General features: G+C 35.9%; 17 protein-coding genes and 1 tRNA gene. 3 read left to right on the top strand and 15 right to left on the bottom strand.

Going from position 1 to position 16,117, the window contains the following annotated elements; all coding sequences use genetic code 11:
• Nucleotides 1-48: 48 nt before the first annotated feature.
• From HMPREF3031_RS06090 to HMPREF3031_RS06060, 7 genes are all read right to left on the bottom strand, one after another.
• On the bottom strand, nucleotides 49-516 hold the full coding sequence (locus HMPREF3031_RS06090) for a hypothetical protein (protein WP_002481571.1): 468 nt from the start codon (nucleotides 514-516) through the stop codon (nucleotides 49-51).
• Nucleotides 517-708: 192 nt separating this feature from the next.
• Nucleotides 709-2,013: a surface-displayed alpha-enolase gene (gene eno / locus HMPREF3031_RS06085; RefSeq protein ID WP_002481570.1), complete on the bottom strand. Its 1,305-nt coding sequence runs from the start codon at nucleotides 2,011-2,013 to the stop codon at nucleotides 709-711.
• A 93-nt stretch (nucleotides 2,014-2,106) separates the two neighbouring features.
• The gene (gene gpmI / locus HMPREF3031_RS06080) at nucleotides 2,107-3,624 is read right to left on the bottom strand and encodes a 2,3-bisphosphoglycerate-independent phosphoglycerate mutase (RefSeq protein WP_002481569.1); all 1,518 of its coding nucleotides are present in this window, start codon (nucleotides 3,622-3,624) and stop codon (nucleotides 2,107-2,109) included.
• Between the two features lies 1 nt (nucleotide 3,625).
• The gene (tpiA, locus tag HMPREF3031_RS06075; protein ID WP_002481568.1) at nucleotides 3,626-4,387 is read right to left on the bottom strand and encodes a triose-phosphate isomerase; all 762 of its coding nucleotides are present in this window, start codon (nucleotides 4,385-4,387) and stop codon (nucleotides 3,626-3,628) included.
• Nucleotides 4,388-4,426: 39 nt separating this feature from the next.
• Entirely contained in the window at nucleotides 4,427-5,617 is a 1,191-nt protein-coding gene (pgk, locus tag HMPREF3031_RS06070) for a phosphoglycerate kinase (RefSeq protein WP_002481567.1), read from the bottom strand.
• 266 nt (nucleotides 5,618-5,883) lie between these two features.
• Nucleotides 5,884-6,891 (bottom strand): type I glyceraldehyde-3-phosphate dehydrogenase, encoded by a 1,008-nt coding sequence (gene gap, locus HMPREF3031_RS06065; RefSeq protein ID WP_002481566.1) that lies wholly within the window; start codon nucleotides 6,889-6,891, stop codon nucleotides 5,884-5,886.
• A gap of 53 nt (nucleotides 6,892-6,944) precedes the next feature.
• The gene (locus tag HMPREF3031_RS06060) at nucleotides 6,945-7,970 is read right to left on the bottom strand and encodes a sugar-binding transcriptional regulator (RefSeq protein ID WP_002481565.1); all 1,026 of its coding nucleotides are present in this window, start codon (nucleotides 7,968-7,970) and stop codon (nucleotides 6,945-6,947) included.
• Between the two features lie 303 nt (nucleotides 7,971-8,273).
• Here HMPREF3031_RS06060 and HMPREF3031_RS06055 point away from each other — a divergent pair, with 303 nt between their 5' ends.
• On the top strand, nucleotides 8,274-8,498 hold the full coding sequence (locus HMPREF3031_RS06055) for a hypothetical protein (RefSeq protein ID WP_002481564.1): 225 nt from the start codon (nucleotides 8,274-8,276) through the stop codon (nucleotides 8,496-8,498).
• Nucleotides 8,499-8,542: 44 nt separating this feature from the next.
• Here HMPREF3031_RS06055 and HMPREF3031_RS06050 read toward each other — a convergent pair whose 3' ends face one another.
• On the bottom strand, nucleotides 8,543-9,331 hold the full coding sequence (locus HMPREF3031_RS06050; RefSeq protein ID WP_002481563.1) for a DUF4887 domain-containing protein: 789 nt from the start codon (nucleotides 9,329-9,331) through the stop codon (nucleotides 8,543-8,545).
• Between the two features lie 583 nt (nucleotides 9,332-9,914).
• Between HMPREF3031_RS06050 and HMPREF3031_RS06045 the strand changes: the two genes are divergently transcribed.
• A complete protein-coding gene (locus tag HMPREF3031_RS06045; protein ID WP_002481562.1) occupies nucleotides 9,915-10,817 on the top strand; it encodes a TIGR01777 family oxidoreductase in 903 nt (300 codons plus the stop codon).
• Nucleotides 10,818-11,166: 349 nt separating this feature from the next.
• Here the strand turns inward: HMPREF3031_RS06045 and clpP are convergent, their stop codons facing one another.
• A complete protein-coding gene (gene clpP, locus HMPREF3031_RS06040; RefSeq protein ID WP_002481561.1) occupies nucleotides 11,167-11,751 on the bottom strand; it encodes an ATP-dependent Clp endopeptidase proteolytic subunit ClpP in 585 nt (194 codons plus the stop codon).
• Between the two features lie 148 nt (nucleotides 11,752-11,899).
• Here clpP and HMPREF3031_RS06035 point away from each other — a divergent pair.
• Nucleotides 11,900-11,971, top strand: a tRNA-Arg gene (locus tag HMPREF3031_RS06035).
• A gap of 637 nt (nucleotides 11,972-12,608) precedes the next feature.
• Here the strand turns inward: HMPREF3031_RS06035 and HMPREF3031_RS06030 are convergent.
• The 6 genes from HMPREF3031_RS06030 to HMPREF3031_RS06005 form a co-directional block, all read right to left on the bottom strand.
• Nucleotides 12,609-12,968, bottom strand: coding sequence for a hypothetical protein (locus HMPREF3031_RS06030; RefSeq protein WP_070724711.1), 360 nt, complete (start codon nucleotides 12,966-12,968; stop codon nucleotides 12,609-12,611).
• An 81-nt stretch (nucleotides 12,969-13,049) separates the two neighbouring features.
• The gene (locus HMPREF3031_RS06025) at nucleotides 13,050-13,358 is read right to left on the bottom strand and encodes a phage head closure protein (protein WP_060804156.1); all 309 of its coding nucleotides are present in this window, start codon (nucleotides 13,356-13,358) and stop codon (nucleotides 13,050-13,052) included.
• Between the two features lie 59 nt (nucleotides 13,359-13,417).
• Nucleotides 13,418-15,061 (bottom strand): terminase large subunit, encoded by a 1,644-nt coding sequence (locus HMPREF3031_RS06020; protein WP_070724708.1) that lies wholly within the window; start codon nucleotides 15,059-15,061, stop codon nucleotides 13,418-13,420.
• The gene (locus HMPREF3031_RS06015; protein WP_060804154.1) at nucleotides 15,054-15,374 is read right to left on the bottom strand and encodes a hypothetical protein; all 321 of its coding nucleotides are present in this window, start codon (nucleotides 15,372-15,374) and stop codon (nucleotides 15,054-15,056) included. The genes HMPREF3031_RS06020 and HMPREF3031_RS06015 overlap by 8 nt, the downstream gene beginning before the upstream one ends.
• A 134-nt stretch (nucleotides 15,375-15,508) precedes the next feature.
• Entirely contained in the window at nucleotides 15,509-15,802 is a 294-nt protein-coding gene (locus HMPREF3031_RS06010) for a hypothetical protein (protein ID WP_060804153.1), read from the bottom strand.
• Nucleotides 15,795-16,076: a head-tail connector protein gene (locus HMPREF3031_RS06005; protein ID WP_060804152.1), complete on the bottom strand. Its 282-nt coding sequence runs from the start codon at nucleotides 16,074-16,076 to the stop codon at nucleotides 15,795-15,797. The genes HMPREF3031_RS06010 and HMPREF3031_RS06005 overlap by 8 nt, the downstream gene beginning before the upstream one ends.
• Between the last annotated feature and the right edge of the window lie 41 nt (nucleotides 16,077-16,117).

Genomic DNA, 16,117 nt, shown 5'->3' with positions numbered 1-16,117 from the left:
ACGTTAGGTGTCTATTTATCAAATTCAATTCATAACACACTGAGGATTCTATCGATTGAAAGTACTTTTTCGTTTGATAGAAATAATCAACATATACAGCGCCAAAATCAACGATCCTGCTAGTGTAATCCATAATGGTAATGTCATATAGAATGATTTCACATGGACGATACTTTGTAAGATTGGGCCTGCGTTTACTGCTGTAAAAAATGTTTGTGAAATATAAACCGCAAATAAGAACCACCATAAATAAGGGTGTTGATTCCAAATTGCGATCAATCCACATAAATAAGCCAATAAATACATAATTCCTGTTAAGCGATAACTATTTAAGAAATTTCCGACTGCGTTTTTCGTTGCATCAATCTGATGAGAAGTCAATAAGTCTGTAATAACACTTTTATCCAACACTACAAAAATGTATGTGCCGTACATCATTGCTAAAAAGAGTGAAGCATATGCTATAAATCTACCCGATTTTTTTGCACGCATTACTTTATTGTTTTCAGTATCCATGATTTTTTCAAACTCCTTCATGCCTTTAGAATACTTCCATTGTTTTTCATTATATCAGTTCTTGAACATGAGCGGGAGTGTCTGCATTAGAAAGCAAAAAAGAAACTGCAAAGGTTGATGAGACCTTAACAGTTTCTGTAGTAAAGTTACTGAATTAAATTTTGCGTGAACTCAATATCAGTAAAGTCTATCTTATTTGTCTAAGTTGTAGAAAGAATGGATGCCGTCAAATTCAGCTGTTTCGTATAATTCGTCTTCAATACGTAATAATTGGTTGTATTTAGCGATACGGTCAGTTCTTGATAATGAACCTGTTTTGATTTGACCAGCGTTTGTAGCAACTGCGATGTCAGCAATTGTAGTATCTTCAGTTTCACCTGAACGGTGAGAAATAACTGCTGTGTAGTTAGCTTTTTGAGCCATTTGGATAGCGTCAAATGTTTCAGTTAAAGTACCGATTTGGTTAACTTTGATTAAGATTGAGTTACCAATACCTTTTTCGATACCTTCAGATAATTTTTTAGTGTTAGTAACGAATAAGTCGTCACCTACTAATTGAACTTTTTTACCTAAACGATCTGTAAGTTGTTTCCAACCATCCCAGTCGTTTTCGTCCATACCATCTTCGATAGTGATGATTGGGTATTTGTTAACTAATTCTTCTAAGTAGTCAACTTGTTCAGCTGAAGTACGTTTAGCGCCGCCTTCACCTTCGAATTTAGTGTAGTCGTATACGCCGTCTTCATAGAATTCAGAAGCAGCACAGTCAAATCCTAAGAATACATCTTTACCTGGTTCAAGACCAGAAGTTTTGATTGCTTCTAATATTGTGTCTACAGCATCTTCAGTACCGTGGAATTTAGGTGCGAAACCACCTTCATCACCTACTGCAGTTTCTAAGTCACGACCTTTAAGAAGTTTAGCTAAGTTGTGGAAGATTTCAGCACCCCAGCGTAATGCTTCTTTGAATGTGTCAGCTCCAACAGGTAAAATCATGAATTCTTGGAATGCGATTGGCGCATCTGAGTGAGAACCACCGTTAACGATGTTCATCATTGGAACTGGTAATTGTTTACCATTGAATCCACCTAAATATTTATAAAGTGGTTGACCTAAGAAGTCAGCTGCAGCACGTGCAACAGCAATAGAAACACCAAGGATAGCGTTAGCACCTAATTTACCTTTGTTTTCTGTTCCGTCTAATTGAATCATCATTTTATCAATTGAAACTTGATCTAATGCTGAGAATTCTCCTTCAACGATTTCAGGAGCAATAATTTCGTTTACGTTTTCAACTGCTTTAGTAACACCTTTACCACCGTAACGTTTTTTGTCACCGTCACGTAATTCTACGGCTTCGTATTCACCTGTAGATGCACCTGATGGTACTAATGCACGACCGAATGCACCGCTTTCAGTTAATACTTCTACTTCAACTGTTGGATTACCGCGAGAATCTAGGACTTCGCGAGCATAAACATCTGTAATAATTGGCATGTTGATAATCTCCTTTTCATAATTGCTTTCATATATATTATAACTTGTCTTGCTTAAAAAATGAATTAATTAAACGATATTGATTGTGAACAATTAATGTTTAATTAATGACTCACCAGTCATTTCTTCAGGTTGTTTAACATCAAGTAAATCAAGTAACGTTGGAGCTAAATCTCCTAATTTACCAGTTTCACGTAATGTCACGCCTTCTTTAGTAACGATAACTGGAACTGGGTTAGTTGTGTGTGTTGTCATTGGTTGATCATCGTCTGTTAATACTTGGTCTGAGTTACCATGGTCAGCTGTAATAATTGCATGGCCACCCATTTCTAAGATTTTGTCTACGACTTCACCAAGACATTCATCTACTGCTTCAATTGCTTTTACAGTAGGCTCTAACATACCACTGTGTCCAACCATATCTGGGTTCGCAAAGTTTAAGATGATTAAGTCTAAGTCACCTTTATCTAACTCGCCTAATAAAGCATCTTTTACTTCATACGCGCTCATTTCAGGTTTTAAGTCATACGTTGCAACTTTTGGAGAGTCGATTAAAATACGACGTTCTCCTTCAAATTCTTCATTGCGTCCACCACTCATGAAGTAAGTAACATGAGGATATTTTTCAGTTTCGGCAATTCTTAATTGTGTTAAGTTGTTTGCTTCAGCAACTTCACCGATTGTTTGTTTTAAATCTACTTTTTCAAATACAACACGACCATCAACTTGATCGTTGTATTTTGTGAAAGTCGCAAAGAATAAATCTTTAGGTTGGTTCACTTCAAAGCCTTTGAAATCTTTGTTTGTGAAGATTTCAGAAAGTTGGCCCGCTCTGTCAGGACGGAAGTTGAAGAATACTACTGAGTCTCCATCTTGAACGCCTTCATTTTGTTCTTTGATTGAGAATGGTACAACGAATTCGTCAGTTAAATCATTCGCATAGTTTGCTTCGATACCTTCTTCTGCTGTTGCATACTCAGGTGTATTGATGTCACGAATTGCGTTATACGCTTTTTCTTCACGTTCCCAACGTTTGTCACGGTCCATTGCATAATAACGACCAGAAATTGATGCAAATTGACCAATACCGATTTCTTTGAATTGTTCTTCAGTTTCTTTCACATATTTTAATGCTGATTTTTGATCTACGTCACGGCCGTCTAAGAAACCATGTACATAGACTTTATCAAGCCCTTGTTGTTTAGCTAATTTTAAGATTGCAAATAGATGTGTGTAGTGACTGTGTACACCACCGTCAGATAGTAAACCAAATACATGCAATGCAGAATTGTTTGCTTTAACGTGTTCAATTGCTTCGTTTAATACTTCGTTTTCAAAGAAGTCGCCGTCTTCAATTGATTTATTAATGCGAGTTAAACTTTGATAAACAATTCGGCCAGCACCAATGTTCATGTGACCTACTTCTGAGTTACCCATTTGACCTGCAGGAAGACCTACTTCGAGACCACTTGCTTCGATTTGAGTTGTAGGATATTTTGCATAATAACGGTCAAAATTAGGTTTATGCGCTTGTTTAACTGCGTTTCCGTGTACATCTTCTCTATTTGCAAAACCATCAAGGATGATTAATGCTGTAGGTTGTTTCGCCATATTATTTAGCACCTTCTAATAATTTTACATAGTCTTCAACTTTTAATGAAGCTCCGCCGACTAATGCGCCGTCGATATCAGATTCAGCCATATATTCAGCAATGTTGTTAGGTTTTACGCTGCCGCCATATTGAATACGTACTGCATCTGCAACTTCTTGGCTAGCAAGATCTGCAACTGTTTTACGAACGAATGCACTCATTTCGTTTGCATCTTTAGCAGTTGAAGATTTACCAGTACCGATTGCCCAGATTGGTTCATAAGCAATGACAACTTGTTTCAATTGATCGTCTGATAAGCCTTCTAATGCTTTTTTAACTTGTTCGCCGACAACTTCTTCAGCTTTTCCGCCTTCACGTTGTTCAAGTGTTTCACCTACGCAGATAATTGGTGTCATACCGTGGTTGAATACTGCATGTGCTTTTTTGTTAACATCTTCATCAGTTTCGAAGAATAATTCACGACGTTCTGAGTGACCGATGATAACGTATTTCACACCTAAGTCAGCTAACGCAACTGGAGAAGTTTCACCAGTGAAAGCACCGTTATCTTCGAAATAAGTGTTTTCTGCACCGATTGCTAATCCTTCAGCTTCACCGTTTTTAACTGCTGTAGTTAATGCATCTAATTGAATTGTTGGTGCACAGATAACAGCTTCAACTTCGTTTGTATCAGGTAATTGAGGTAAAGCTTTAACAAAGTCTTTTGCCTCTTGTACTGTTTTGTTCATTTTCCAGTTACCTGCAATAATTGGTTTTCTCATTATAAAACGCTCCTTGAAAGTTTATTAATAAGTTACAACTTATTTGTCGCTAATTGATGCAATACCAGGTAATTCTTTACCCTCTAGATATTCTAATGATGCACCGCCGCCAGTTGAAATGTGTGTGAAGTCATCTTCGAATCCAAGCATCATTGCTGCTGCAGCTGAGTCACCGCCACCGATGATTGTAGTTGCATCTTTTAATTCAGCAATAGCTTCACAAACACCGATAGTACCTTGTGCGAAGTTTTCGAATTCGAATACACCCATAGGTCCGTTCCATACTACTGTATGCGCACCTTCTAATTCTTTTTTGAATAATTCAACAGTTTTTGGTCCGATATCTAATGCTTCTTGATCTTCAGGAATTTGATCGATATCTACAACTGTGATTTGTGCATCGTTTGAGAATTCTTTAGCTACTTTACCATCAACTGGTAAAACGATTTTGTTTCCAGCACGTTCTAATAAATCTTTAGCAAAGTCTACTTTGTCAGCTTCTAATAAAGATTTACCGATTTCATAGCCTTGTGCTTTAAGGAAAGTATATGCCATACCGCCACCGATTAAGACTTTATCAGCAACATTTAATAAGTTTTCGATTACACCGATTTTATCTGAAACTTTCGCTCCACCTAAGATTGCTACAACTGGTTTATCAGGGTTGTTTACAACGCCACCGATAAATTTGATTTCTTTTTCCATCAAGTCGCCAGCTGCACTTTCTAAGTGAGATGCAATACCTACGTTTGAAGCGTGTGAACGGTGTGCTGTACCGAATGCATCGTTAACGAATACATCACCTAAAGATGCCCAGTATTTACCTAATTCTGGATCATTTTTAGATTCTTTTTTACCGTCTAAGTCTTCGAAACGTGTATTTTCAACTAAAAGTACTTCGCCTTCTTTTAATGCAGCAACTGCATCTTCTAGTTCTTTACCACGTGTTTGCGGTACGAATTTAACATCTTTGCCTAATTTTTCGCTTAAGCGAACTGCTACAGGTTTTAATGTTAATTTTTCTTTATCACTTTCTTCTTTAACTTTACCTAAGTGAGAGAATAAAACTAATTTACCACCTTGATCAAGGATATACTCAATTGTTGGTAAAGCTTGAACGATACGGTTATCGTTTGTAATTTCTCCATCTTTTAATGGTACGTTGAAGTCTGCACGTTCTAATACGACTTTCCCTTTTAAATCTAAATCAGATACATGTTTTTTTGCCATCAAAACTTCCTCCTTTGAATAAAAGCGCGAATTTATAAAATGTCTGTAATTTGAGGTTAGCATATGGGCAGAAATAATGCAGATATAAATACAGAATCAAATGAAATTTTTCATGTTTCTGAAAATATCTACTCTAATAACCATGTACTTAATGAAAATAAGCGGAGAAGCGTATGTGCCTCCCCGCTTACTCATAAGCTGGTCATCGAATTTCAACAACACATTACCGCTTGTTAAATTCAGACCTTAATATTATTGTTTATAGATTATTTTACGTCTTTGATAAGGTATTCTAAAGTACGTACTAATTGTGCAGTGTAAGACATTTCGTTGTCATACCAAGCTGCAACTTTAACTAATTGACGACCAGATACAGTCATAACACGAGTTTGAGTTGCATCGAATAATGAACCGAATGTCATACCAACTACGTCTGAAGATACGATTTCGTCTTCGTTGTAACCGAATGATTCGTTAGAAGCTGCTTTCATAGCTTCGTTTACTTCTTCGATTGTTACGTCTTTGTCTAATACAACTGTTAATTCAGTTAATGAACCAGTTGCTACAGGAACACGTTGAGCGCCACCGTCTAATTTTCCGTCGATTTCAGGAATTACTTTACCGATTGCTTTAGCAGCACCAGTTGAGTTAGGAACGATGTTTTCAGCTGCTGCACGTGCACGACGTTTGTCGCCTTTTCTGTGTGGACCGTCTTGAGTATTTTGGTCTCCAGTGTAAGCGTGGATAGTAGTCATGAAACCTTCTACTAAACCGAAGCTGTCATTTAATACTTTTGCTACTGGAGCAAGTGAGTTTGTAGTACAAGAAGCACCTGAAACGATTACGTCAGAGCTGTCTAAAGTATCTTGGTTTACGTTATAAACGATTGTTTTAACGTCACCAGTTGCTGGTGCAGAGATTAATACTTTTTTAGCACCTGCGTCAATGTGAGCTTGTGCTTTTTCGTCGCTAGTGTAGAAACCAGTACATTCTAATACGACATCAATGTCTAAATCTTTCCAAGGTAATTTGCTTGCATCTGGTTCTTCGAATGATTTAACTTCTTTACCATTCACGCGGAATCCGCCATCTACAACTTCAACTTCTTCAGTGAAACGTCCTTGCATTGTATCGTATTTTAATAAGTGTGCTAACATTTCATCATCTGTTAAGTCGTTTACTGCTACTACATCGATACCTTCAACATCTTGAATTCTTCTGAATGCTAAACGACCGATTCTACCAAAACCATTAATTGCTACTTTAACTGCCATTATTATGGCCTCCTTTAAAAGATATTGTTAAAAAGTGAAGTCACTTTTTTAAACTAAATTGATTGTGATTGAACTATATTTCTTGCTGCGCCTTCATCTGTAATTAGAATTGTGTTCTTAGGAGCAATGGATAGATACGCTCTGATCGCATCTCCTTTTGAAGCACCTCCAGCTACAGCAAAGATATATTGCTTCGATACTAAATCTTCCATTTGAAGTCCTATCGTTTTAACTTTATGAACGATATGACCTTCGCTGTCGAAATAATATCCAAATGCTTCTCCGACTGCATTGTGATGTTGAAGCTTTTCAATCACTTGTTTAGACGAATGACGTCTATTTGCCATTTTCAGCGCATCACCAATGCCGTGGACGGTTATATTTGATTGTTTAATTATTTCTAATGTATTTCGAACTGAGGGCTCTTGAAGCAACAACTCATATGTTGATTCACTGACATTGTCAGGAACATATAATGTTGTATATTCTCCGCCAGTTTGCTGTGCCATACTTGCTGCAATCGTATTCGCCTGATATACCACATTTTCACCTAATCCACCTCTTGCGGGGACATAGAATGTTTTGAATGGTAGTACATGCATTGATTCACTCACAGAGGCCATTGTGGAACCGCCTGTGATAGAAACGATAGCATCTTCGTAAAAAGTTCGTTCTAATAACTGACCTGCCTGGCTGCCCATCTCTTTTTTTACAGCACTATCCATATCGGTATCACCAGGAACAACATAAACGTTTTTAATTTGATAGCGTTCTTTTAACAGTTGTGCTAGATGATAACCGTCTGAATACATGTCAAAGTATGATTCTAAGGATTCAATCAATTCATCGCCTTCAGGAGTTAATTCCATTCCTGTCGGTTTTACCTTGATTAATTCTTGCTTTTTCAACGTATTCGTTTCTGATCTCAACACACGTTCAGTCAAATTCATATATTCACTTAAACTTCTTCTTCCGACTGGCTGGTGCATTTTGATAGTAGTGAGTATTGTAAATCTTCGATACATTTTTTCGACAAGCTCAGGAATCAATTTCTGTTGGACTTTAAGCAAGTCTTCCACTACTATTTCCTCCTCTTTTTATTTAAGGGTCAACATGCAACCATGCTTTGACGTTTTTAGTCCCAGGTGGGACAAAAAAATAACATCTCTTACAATTGTCATAATACTATCATCTGGAATAAAAAGCAAGCTTAAACACTCACTTCAATTCTATTTAAGTAATATTGTTGTGAACAACACTACCTTCACAAATATATTATACCCTTTTTCCACTTAAGAAATCATCTGAAAACTACTTTTTCTTATCATTATATTTTCAGTATTCCCTACTTTATAATGGATATGTACGAAGGAGGTAGTTGCATGACAAATAATGACCAACCTGAAGTCATTGATCCCAATGACCCTCGCTATAAAGATGATGATTACTTTAAACATAGTCCAAGTGAACACCAGCGTTCCCGCTTCGAACAGGATAGAAAAATAAAATATTATTCCTTCGGCTGCACGCCATTCGGATGCGGTTGTTTACCTGTTGTTGCGATTATCGCACTCGTTATCACTTGGCTAATCAGTTTTATCTCATAATGAAAGGACCACAGTGCTTTTGGCATTGCGGTCCTTTTTATGAATTAATCGTCTGACTTCTGTTGGCTCGATTGACTTGAACTTGATTGGTTCGAGCTTGAAGACTGACTTGATTGTGTATTTTGTTGTGGTGCTTGTCTTTGCTGAGTGCTTTGTGATTCATTTACTGACCTTGACTGCTGTTCTTGCCCTGGCCTGGGCTGACTGCTTTGTTGTTGTTTTTCTTGCTGTTGCTGTTTTTGTTGTTGCTGTTGTTTTTGCTGAGCAGCTTGTTGTTCTCGTTGTTGCTGTGCTTGCTCTTTAGCTTGCTGTTGTGCTTGTTCTTGACGTTTTTGCTGAGCTTCTTGTTGTGCTTTTTGTCTTTCTTGAGCCGCTTCTCTAGCTTGCTCACGTTGTTTCTCTGCTTGTTCTTGAGCTTTTTGTTGTGCTTCTTTATCATCAGAACTATCTTTTTGCGGTTTTTGTTCTTTTTGTTGCGCTTTTTGTGTTGCTGCATTTTGACGGGCTTGTTCAGCTTGTTGTCTTTGTTGTTCACGTTGTGCAGCTAATTCATTTTGTCTTGCTTGTTCTGCTGCTTGTTGATCAGCAATTTCTTGTTGACGTTGTTCCTCTTCTTCTTTTTCTTTTTTGCGTTTTTCTGCCTCTCGTTTTTTCTTTTCAGCACGATCTTTTTTCTCTTGCTCTTCTTTTTTCTGTTGTTGACTGTATCGTTCGCTGCTCTTCTTGTTATTATCTACAAAAGCAAAAGTCGCAAATGCTAAACCGAATAATAAGAAAAATACGATTACAGCACTTAGTATCTTAGCGGGTTTGCTCATTTTATTGTTAGACATGTGCTCTCCTCTTTCCAATCCCTTTTCTTTTTCTATAAGTTACTTGAGTTACTTATTTTGATATATTAACTCATACCCTTTTTTACAACATCTTCACTATTATATCTGAGCTGTATTCATTTATATATCATAACATTTTCCACTAGGGTATACATTATTTTGCTTAGGAAACATTTTATAATTTCAATATTTATTTGAATGGGTTAACAGAAGGCAATTGGTCAAAAACCAAGTAAGATGATTAATTGATATAAGATTGTTATAATATACTACATCAACAACCGTAAAAAGACATGATAAAGGACCTATACGTTGCTCGCATAGGTCCAATACTAAAGGGAGTCAAAATTTCACCTTCGCATGTATATTATGGGGTATACTATTTTTAATTAAGAGATGTTTAATTAATTTCGAAGGTACTTCTATTATAACTTAGCTATAAGTGATTTAAACAAGATTACATAGTTTAAATTGACATATTAATGACTAAATATTGAATAAATAATGAATGTTTAGAATGTCTATAATCTATTAGGTTTCGGTATCCAAAACGTTGTTTAATACTAATGAGGTGAATATAAAAATGAAAGAATTTCTTATTACAGGCGGTACAGGTTTAGTTGGCAGTCATTTAGTAGATGCAATACACAGTACAGATTCACATATTACTATTTTAACTCGTCAAGATCGTCAAAACTTAGATGATAAGATCACCTATGTTAACTGGAGTAAAGAAGGTTGGGAAGATAAAGTCCCAGATCATATTGATATTGTGATTAACTTAGCAGGTGCATCATTGAATAAAAGATGGACAGATGAATATAAACAAACTTTGATGTTAAGTCGTATTCAAGCCACACAATCACTTTATGAATTGTTTGAACATAAAGGTAAGTTCCCTGGAATTTTATTCAACGCAAGTGCAGTAGGTTATTATACACCAGATGTGCACCGTACTTACACAGAATTATCAAAATGCGATCCGCATGATTTCCTATCTGATATCACATATCAATGGGAACGTTTTGCGCGTAAATTCGAACAACATGATACGCGTGTCATTATCGGTCGTTTTGGTATGGTGCTTTCAGATGAAGGTGGTGCCTTACCAACTATGGAATTGCCTTACCGCTTCTATCTCGGTGGTAAATTAGGCACTGGTTTCCAATGGTATTCATGGATTCACATTACAGATTTAACACGTGCGATTCTTTTCTTAATCAATCAAGATGATGCTTCAGGCGTCTTCAATATGACAACACCTATTGCTGAGCGTCAAAACTTATTCGGTTATGCTTTAGCACGTGCAATGCACAAACCACATGAATTATGGGTACCAAGTGCACTGTTACGCTTAGTCTTAGGACAAAGAGCAACGATTATCTTAGATACGCAAAAAGCGATTCCAAACCGCCTAGATGCTTATGGTTTCAAATTTGCATATCCTGATTTGAAATCAGCACTTGATAGTTTAGTTCATGAGTAAAAAGCTATATAATATATTTGTATTGTGAGCGCTTATTACTAAATGAAATCATAAAAAATTCGAGCGTTTATACAGATATATCAAGTATAGTGAATGAAGGTGTATGAATGGATAAAAGCAGTCTTGTAACACGTATTTTAGTAATCATTGCTGGATTACTTTTAATATGTATCGGCAGTTTTTCAATGACGCGAGCTATCCCTTCTTTATATATTGCACTGTTTTACCTAATAGTTGGAATTATTATATTAGGGTGGACCGTCATTAACTTAATAAAACATTATAAAAGACAAAAATAAGAGTTCCGGAAACCCCCGGAACTCTTTTCATTTCTATATTTAATAACAACTTATTTTTCAGGTTGCATAACTTCGTCGATCAAGCCGTATTCTTTAGCTTCATCTGCAGTTAAGAAGTTATCACGATCAGTGTCTTTTTCAATTTGTTCAATTGATTGACCTGTACGTTCTGATAAGATTTTGTTTAATTTAGCACGTGTTTTTAAGATGTGTGTTGCTGCGATTTCGATTTCAGTCGCTTGACCTTGTGCACCGCCTAGTGGTTGGTGAATCATTACTTCAGCGTTAGGTAATGCGAAACGTTTACCTTTAGCACCTGCTGCAAGCAAGAATGAACCCATTGAAGCAGCCATACCGATGCAGATTGTTTGTACATCTGGTTTAATGTGTTGGATAGTATCATAAATTGCGAATCCAGCTGTTACACTACCACCTGGAGAGTTGATATATAGATAAATATCTTTCTCAGCATCTTGTGCTTGTAAGAATAACAATTGTGATACGATTGAGTTTGCTACGTTATCATCAATTGCTGAACCTAACATAATAATACGGTCTTTCAATAATCTTGAGTAAATGTCATAAGCGCGTTCGCCGCGATTTGTTGTTTCAATTACTGTAGGAATTAAATTCATTCTATTTCCTCCTTGTACTTTTATGAATTATCCTTATTTTAACCTAAAAGTCAAAAATGGTCAAAAATAAAACTCACATCTTTATAATATCATCATATTGACCACTCTACACGAGACAGGTACACTAATAATTGCATGTTAATATTTACCCCTCGTAGTGTAATGGATAACACGTAAGATTCCGGTTCTTGAAATAGGGGTTCGATTCCCTTCGAGGGGGTAATTCATGTTTTTTAAACCTTATCATTAAAGGGTTTTCTTGCAAAATAAGGAAAAATTAAGGAAATGTATATTGTCTTTTACTTTTCCCTACACTATCTCACTTAAATATGTTAATATACATATATACCCAAAAGGTATGATTAACAGTTTCTATGTTAATTTAACCAACGCTTTTTATATTTTTGATTCAACCACCAATAAAGGTGGTTTTTTTGTTATTTCAACATAGCAAAAGGTTATAGTTTATGATTTTTTCTTATAATCTATGATTCTAAATTCAAAAATAGCTTTCTCAGCATAAAAAAACCGCCATATAGGCGGTTAAATCACTTTAATATAAAGGATTTTACAATGAATAGAAAAAACATTTTCCCGGGACATGAATCGTCACTGTTCGCTAAGCTACTATTCCCTAAAGTTACTATACTATATTTTAACCATATATACAAGCCCCCCCATTCACACGAGAGAATAAGGGGGAGTCAATATAGGGATGCATTTACAAACAAATGCGTGTGTTTTGCAGTGTAGATTTGGTCAATATCTACACAATAAATATATTACCACTTATAGTAGAGTTTAAACATAAAAAATACATAACTTTTTAACCCATTTATTCTGAAAAGTTCCTATAATCATTTAATACTATCTAATAATTCATATGTTTCGTTATACACTTTCGAATACATATTATACTCTTCTGTAATCCATGATATATTATTTTCTTTACCAGTAATAATATCAGCCAGATTATAGTAAAACAATCTTACATGCACAACGTAGTCCTCTATAAACCTATGAAATTGATCATCTGTCATACATAAACCTTCAATGACATCAATGGTTGAGTATAATTCTGATAATTTTAAAGTATCTGATCTACTATATTCTAGTTCTTCAGGTTCCATAATTATATTATATAATTTACCTATAATATAATTGACTTTTTTCACTTTATTTTTTAAATACTTACAATAGTCTATATTTATAGTCATAATTACCTCCTCATTTTAAATTACACTAATAATTGTGAGGCGTTTCTTTCCTCAATGCAACACAGACACTCTCTCAGCACACTATTTATATGCTTTAGCGTATATAGTTAGCGTCCTATTCAAGCCGTTATCATTTTGCACAGATTCAATATTGAAATCTAAATCTTTCCACTTAATACGTTGCTTTGAATTTATCCCCTCTCTATATCTAATAATGAACCTCACGGGGATTTCTGATGCTGTAAGTCCAGAACCCAGAAACTCATTGCCACGAATCGTTTTTATATCTGCCCACGGTTTTGCAATAGTTTTTTCTTCAAATTGATTTGGCATTGGCCCACTGCTGACTCTCTGGAAAATCTTAATTCGATTATTAAAATGATATGCCATTGTTAACCTCCTTAATCTCTCAATCAGACTTTTTTGTCCTTTTCTGACTAACCAATATCCTACATCGCTCTTAAAAAACTTTCATAGTTATCAAACAAACCCACATATGCATCTAATAAAGACGCTGTGCCATCAATACGACGTTTAGGTGATTGATTCTTAACAGGTACAATGTTACCGTTTCTATCGGTCTCTATGCCTGTATTGGTCAAACACCACTTTAATATAGGGTGGTTATTGTAATTCACTTTATGCTTCTTTAGATCAGCACCTAAATTCTGCATAGGCAAACTTAAGGTTCTAGCACCTTGTGGCGTACGCACCATTTTAAAGCCGTGTCCTTCCATCTCATCCACCCAATACCGTGCTGAATAGTTATCATAATAAATCCACAGTGGCGTTATTTCATAATCCTCAATCATTTCAACAAACCACTCTGTAATGTCGCTGTAATTAATCGTATTACCACGACACAGACGCAATAAGCCTTGTTCATGCCATTTGTCATAAGGTATCTTGTCATTGTCCACACGTTTCCTCAGATTGTCCTCAGGCAACCAATACATCTGATGGACATAGCGCATTTCAGTTTCTGGATCTACAAATAACAATGTGGCACAACTAAGGTCAGTGGTAATTGAAAGGTCAGCTCCGCCTATTGCATACCAATCAGCAAAATCTTTAATATCGAATGTAGCTGTATTGTTAATCTGTTCAAAGGTCAACCATGCATTATGGCTAGTTTCACGTACGTTGAAATCTTTGGTGAGTATGCCTGTAAGATTGTTTGCGTCGTTCTCTGCACGTGCTACTTTACGCTCTAAATCTTCAACACGCTTCGATATATTTAGTGAAGGATTAGCTTTTTGCCAACATTCAGGATTTTTATATTCTTTCTTTTCATCCAATTCATACATAATTGGTAAAAAGTTATCATCTTTAAAATTACCATCTACTACATTACACGCATACTCATATAAATCATCAAAGATAGTTCCCCGATGAGTACCTGCTGTGGTAATCATGATAAGTAATGGCTGTGTACGTGCAGATTGTGATTGTTTCATCACTTCATAAAGGTTTCTATCTTGTATAGAATGTAATTCATCAATCACGACCAAATGCGAATTCAAACCATCTAATGAGTTTGAGTTCTTGCCCAGTGACTGCATTTTAGAGAAGTTGTGACTGAAATATAAATCACTCTTGCGTTTTCTGATGTTACGGCTCAAATCAGGGCTTTGCTTAATCATCTCATGTGCTTGGTCAAATAAGATATTCGCTTGGTCTCGTTTAGAGGCCACAGAATAAACTTCTGCTCCGCTTTCTCCGTCTGCTATCATCATGTATAGTGCTATTGCACTAAGCATTGTTGTTTTACCATTCTTACGCGCTACATAGAAGAATGACTCAGTATAACGGCGTTTACCTGTCTCTTTATCTACAAAGCCGAATAGTGCCGAAATATAGGCTTTTTGAAACAAGTCTAGTATTAATGGTTTACCTGCCAGTTCACCCTTTGAATGCCTGCAAAACGTTTCTATGAACTTGATAGGACGTTCTGCTTTAGCATGATCATAAATATATTGAGGGTGGTTGTACATATCATCAATGAGTTTTTCATATTGTTTTGTGATGCGTTTAGATGCCACAATATCCCCGCTTTTGATTTGACGGTAATATTCTTCAATATAATTAAGCATTGTTTACAAAATCCATAAACTCATTGGATTCTTCTACGTTATCAGGTAATAACGTCAGCAGCTGCTTATATGTGGCGTTGTATTTAGTCACAGTGGTATTGTATGCCTTCATTGCGGGGTTTTCTTTAAGATACGACTGTTCACCTTGTGTAAAGATATATGTTGCGCCATGCTCACGTACAGTATGCTTTAATTCTTCCATTGTAGCTTTCATAAAAGTTAACTCTTCTAACAAATCATAAGCGATATGTTTATTATTAACATTATTTTCATCTATATACTTTTTAAGTTTTTCTAAATTAATCGATTTCATATTTAATTACTCCTAACTTTATTTTTAGCCACCCCTAAACTTTGGAAAGTCGGGTGGAGGATAAGTTAACTCCCAGCACCGTTTCCCAAGCGTTCCTTTCATATCAAGGTTATAGGGGGTATCCTATTTTTATTTTATTTGATTTTTATAATGTTTCCTTTTTCATCAAATTGTAATCCTTCACCAATTGCGATACTTCCAAAATGTTCCTGATTATGACACGTTTGACACAATGCTTCCAAATGGTCGTGATTAAGTGATACATATGGATTCTTATAATTCTCAGCATTCAGATATACTTTATGATGGCAAATACTCGCTAGCGCCCCACATCTTTCACAAATATAATTTTGCTTAGCCATATAACTGTTTTTACACTTAATCCATTTAGCAGACTTATAAAAGGACTGCGGAATACTTCTAGCCATCAAAATCACGTCCTAATGCTGTTAAAGATACTAACAAACTATCAATCGTACGCTTCAATCGTTCACTATCTTGTGTCTGTGGATCAAACCATAGTTGTAATATGAACTTAGCTGTTGTCTGTGCTAATGGTTGTACTGATTCATCTAACCAATCACGCCCAGTTGTTAGGTACAAGTAGTTAGGTATCGCCTCGACTAATGGAATGATAATCTCATCGTTAAAGTCTCCATCCACTCTTAAAGTATTGCGCGCATCTTCAATAGATATAATCATTGTGAACACGGGGCTGGGACATAAATACAGTCCAAAATAAA

The organism is Staphylococcus sp. HMSC072B07, assembly GCF_001815505.1.
GTDB classification, from domain to species: Bacteria; Bacillota; Bacilli; order Staphylococcales; family Staphylococcaceae; genus Staphylococcus; species Staphylococcus simulans.
The sequence above is the reverse complement of the archived record's forward strand: the minus strand, read 5'-3'. Positions and strand labels throughout refer to the sequence as shown.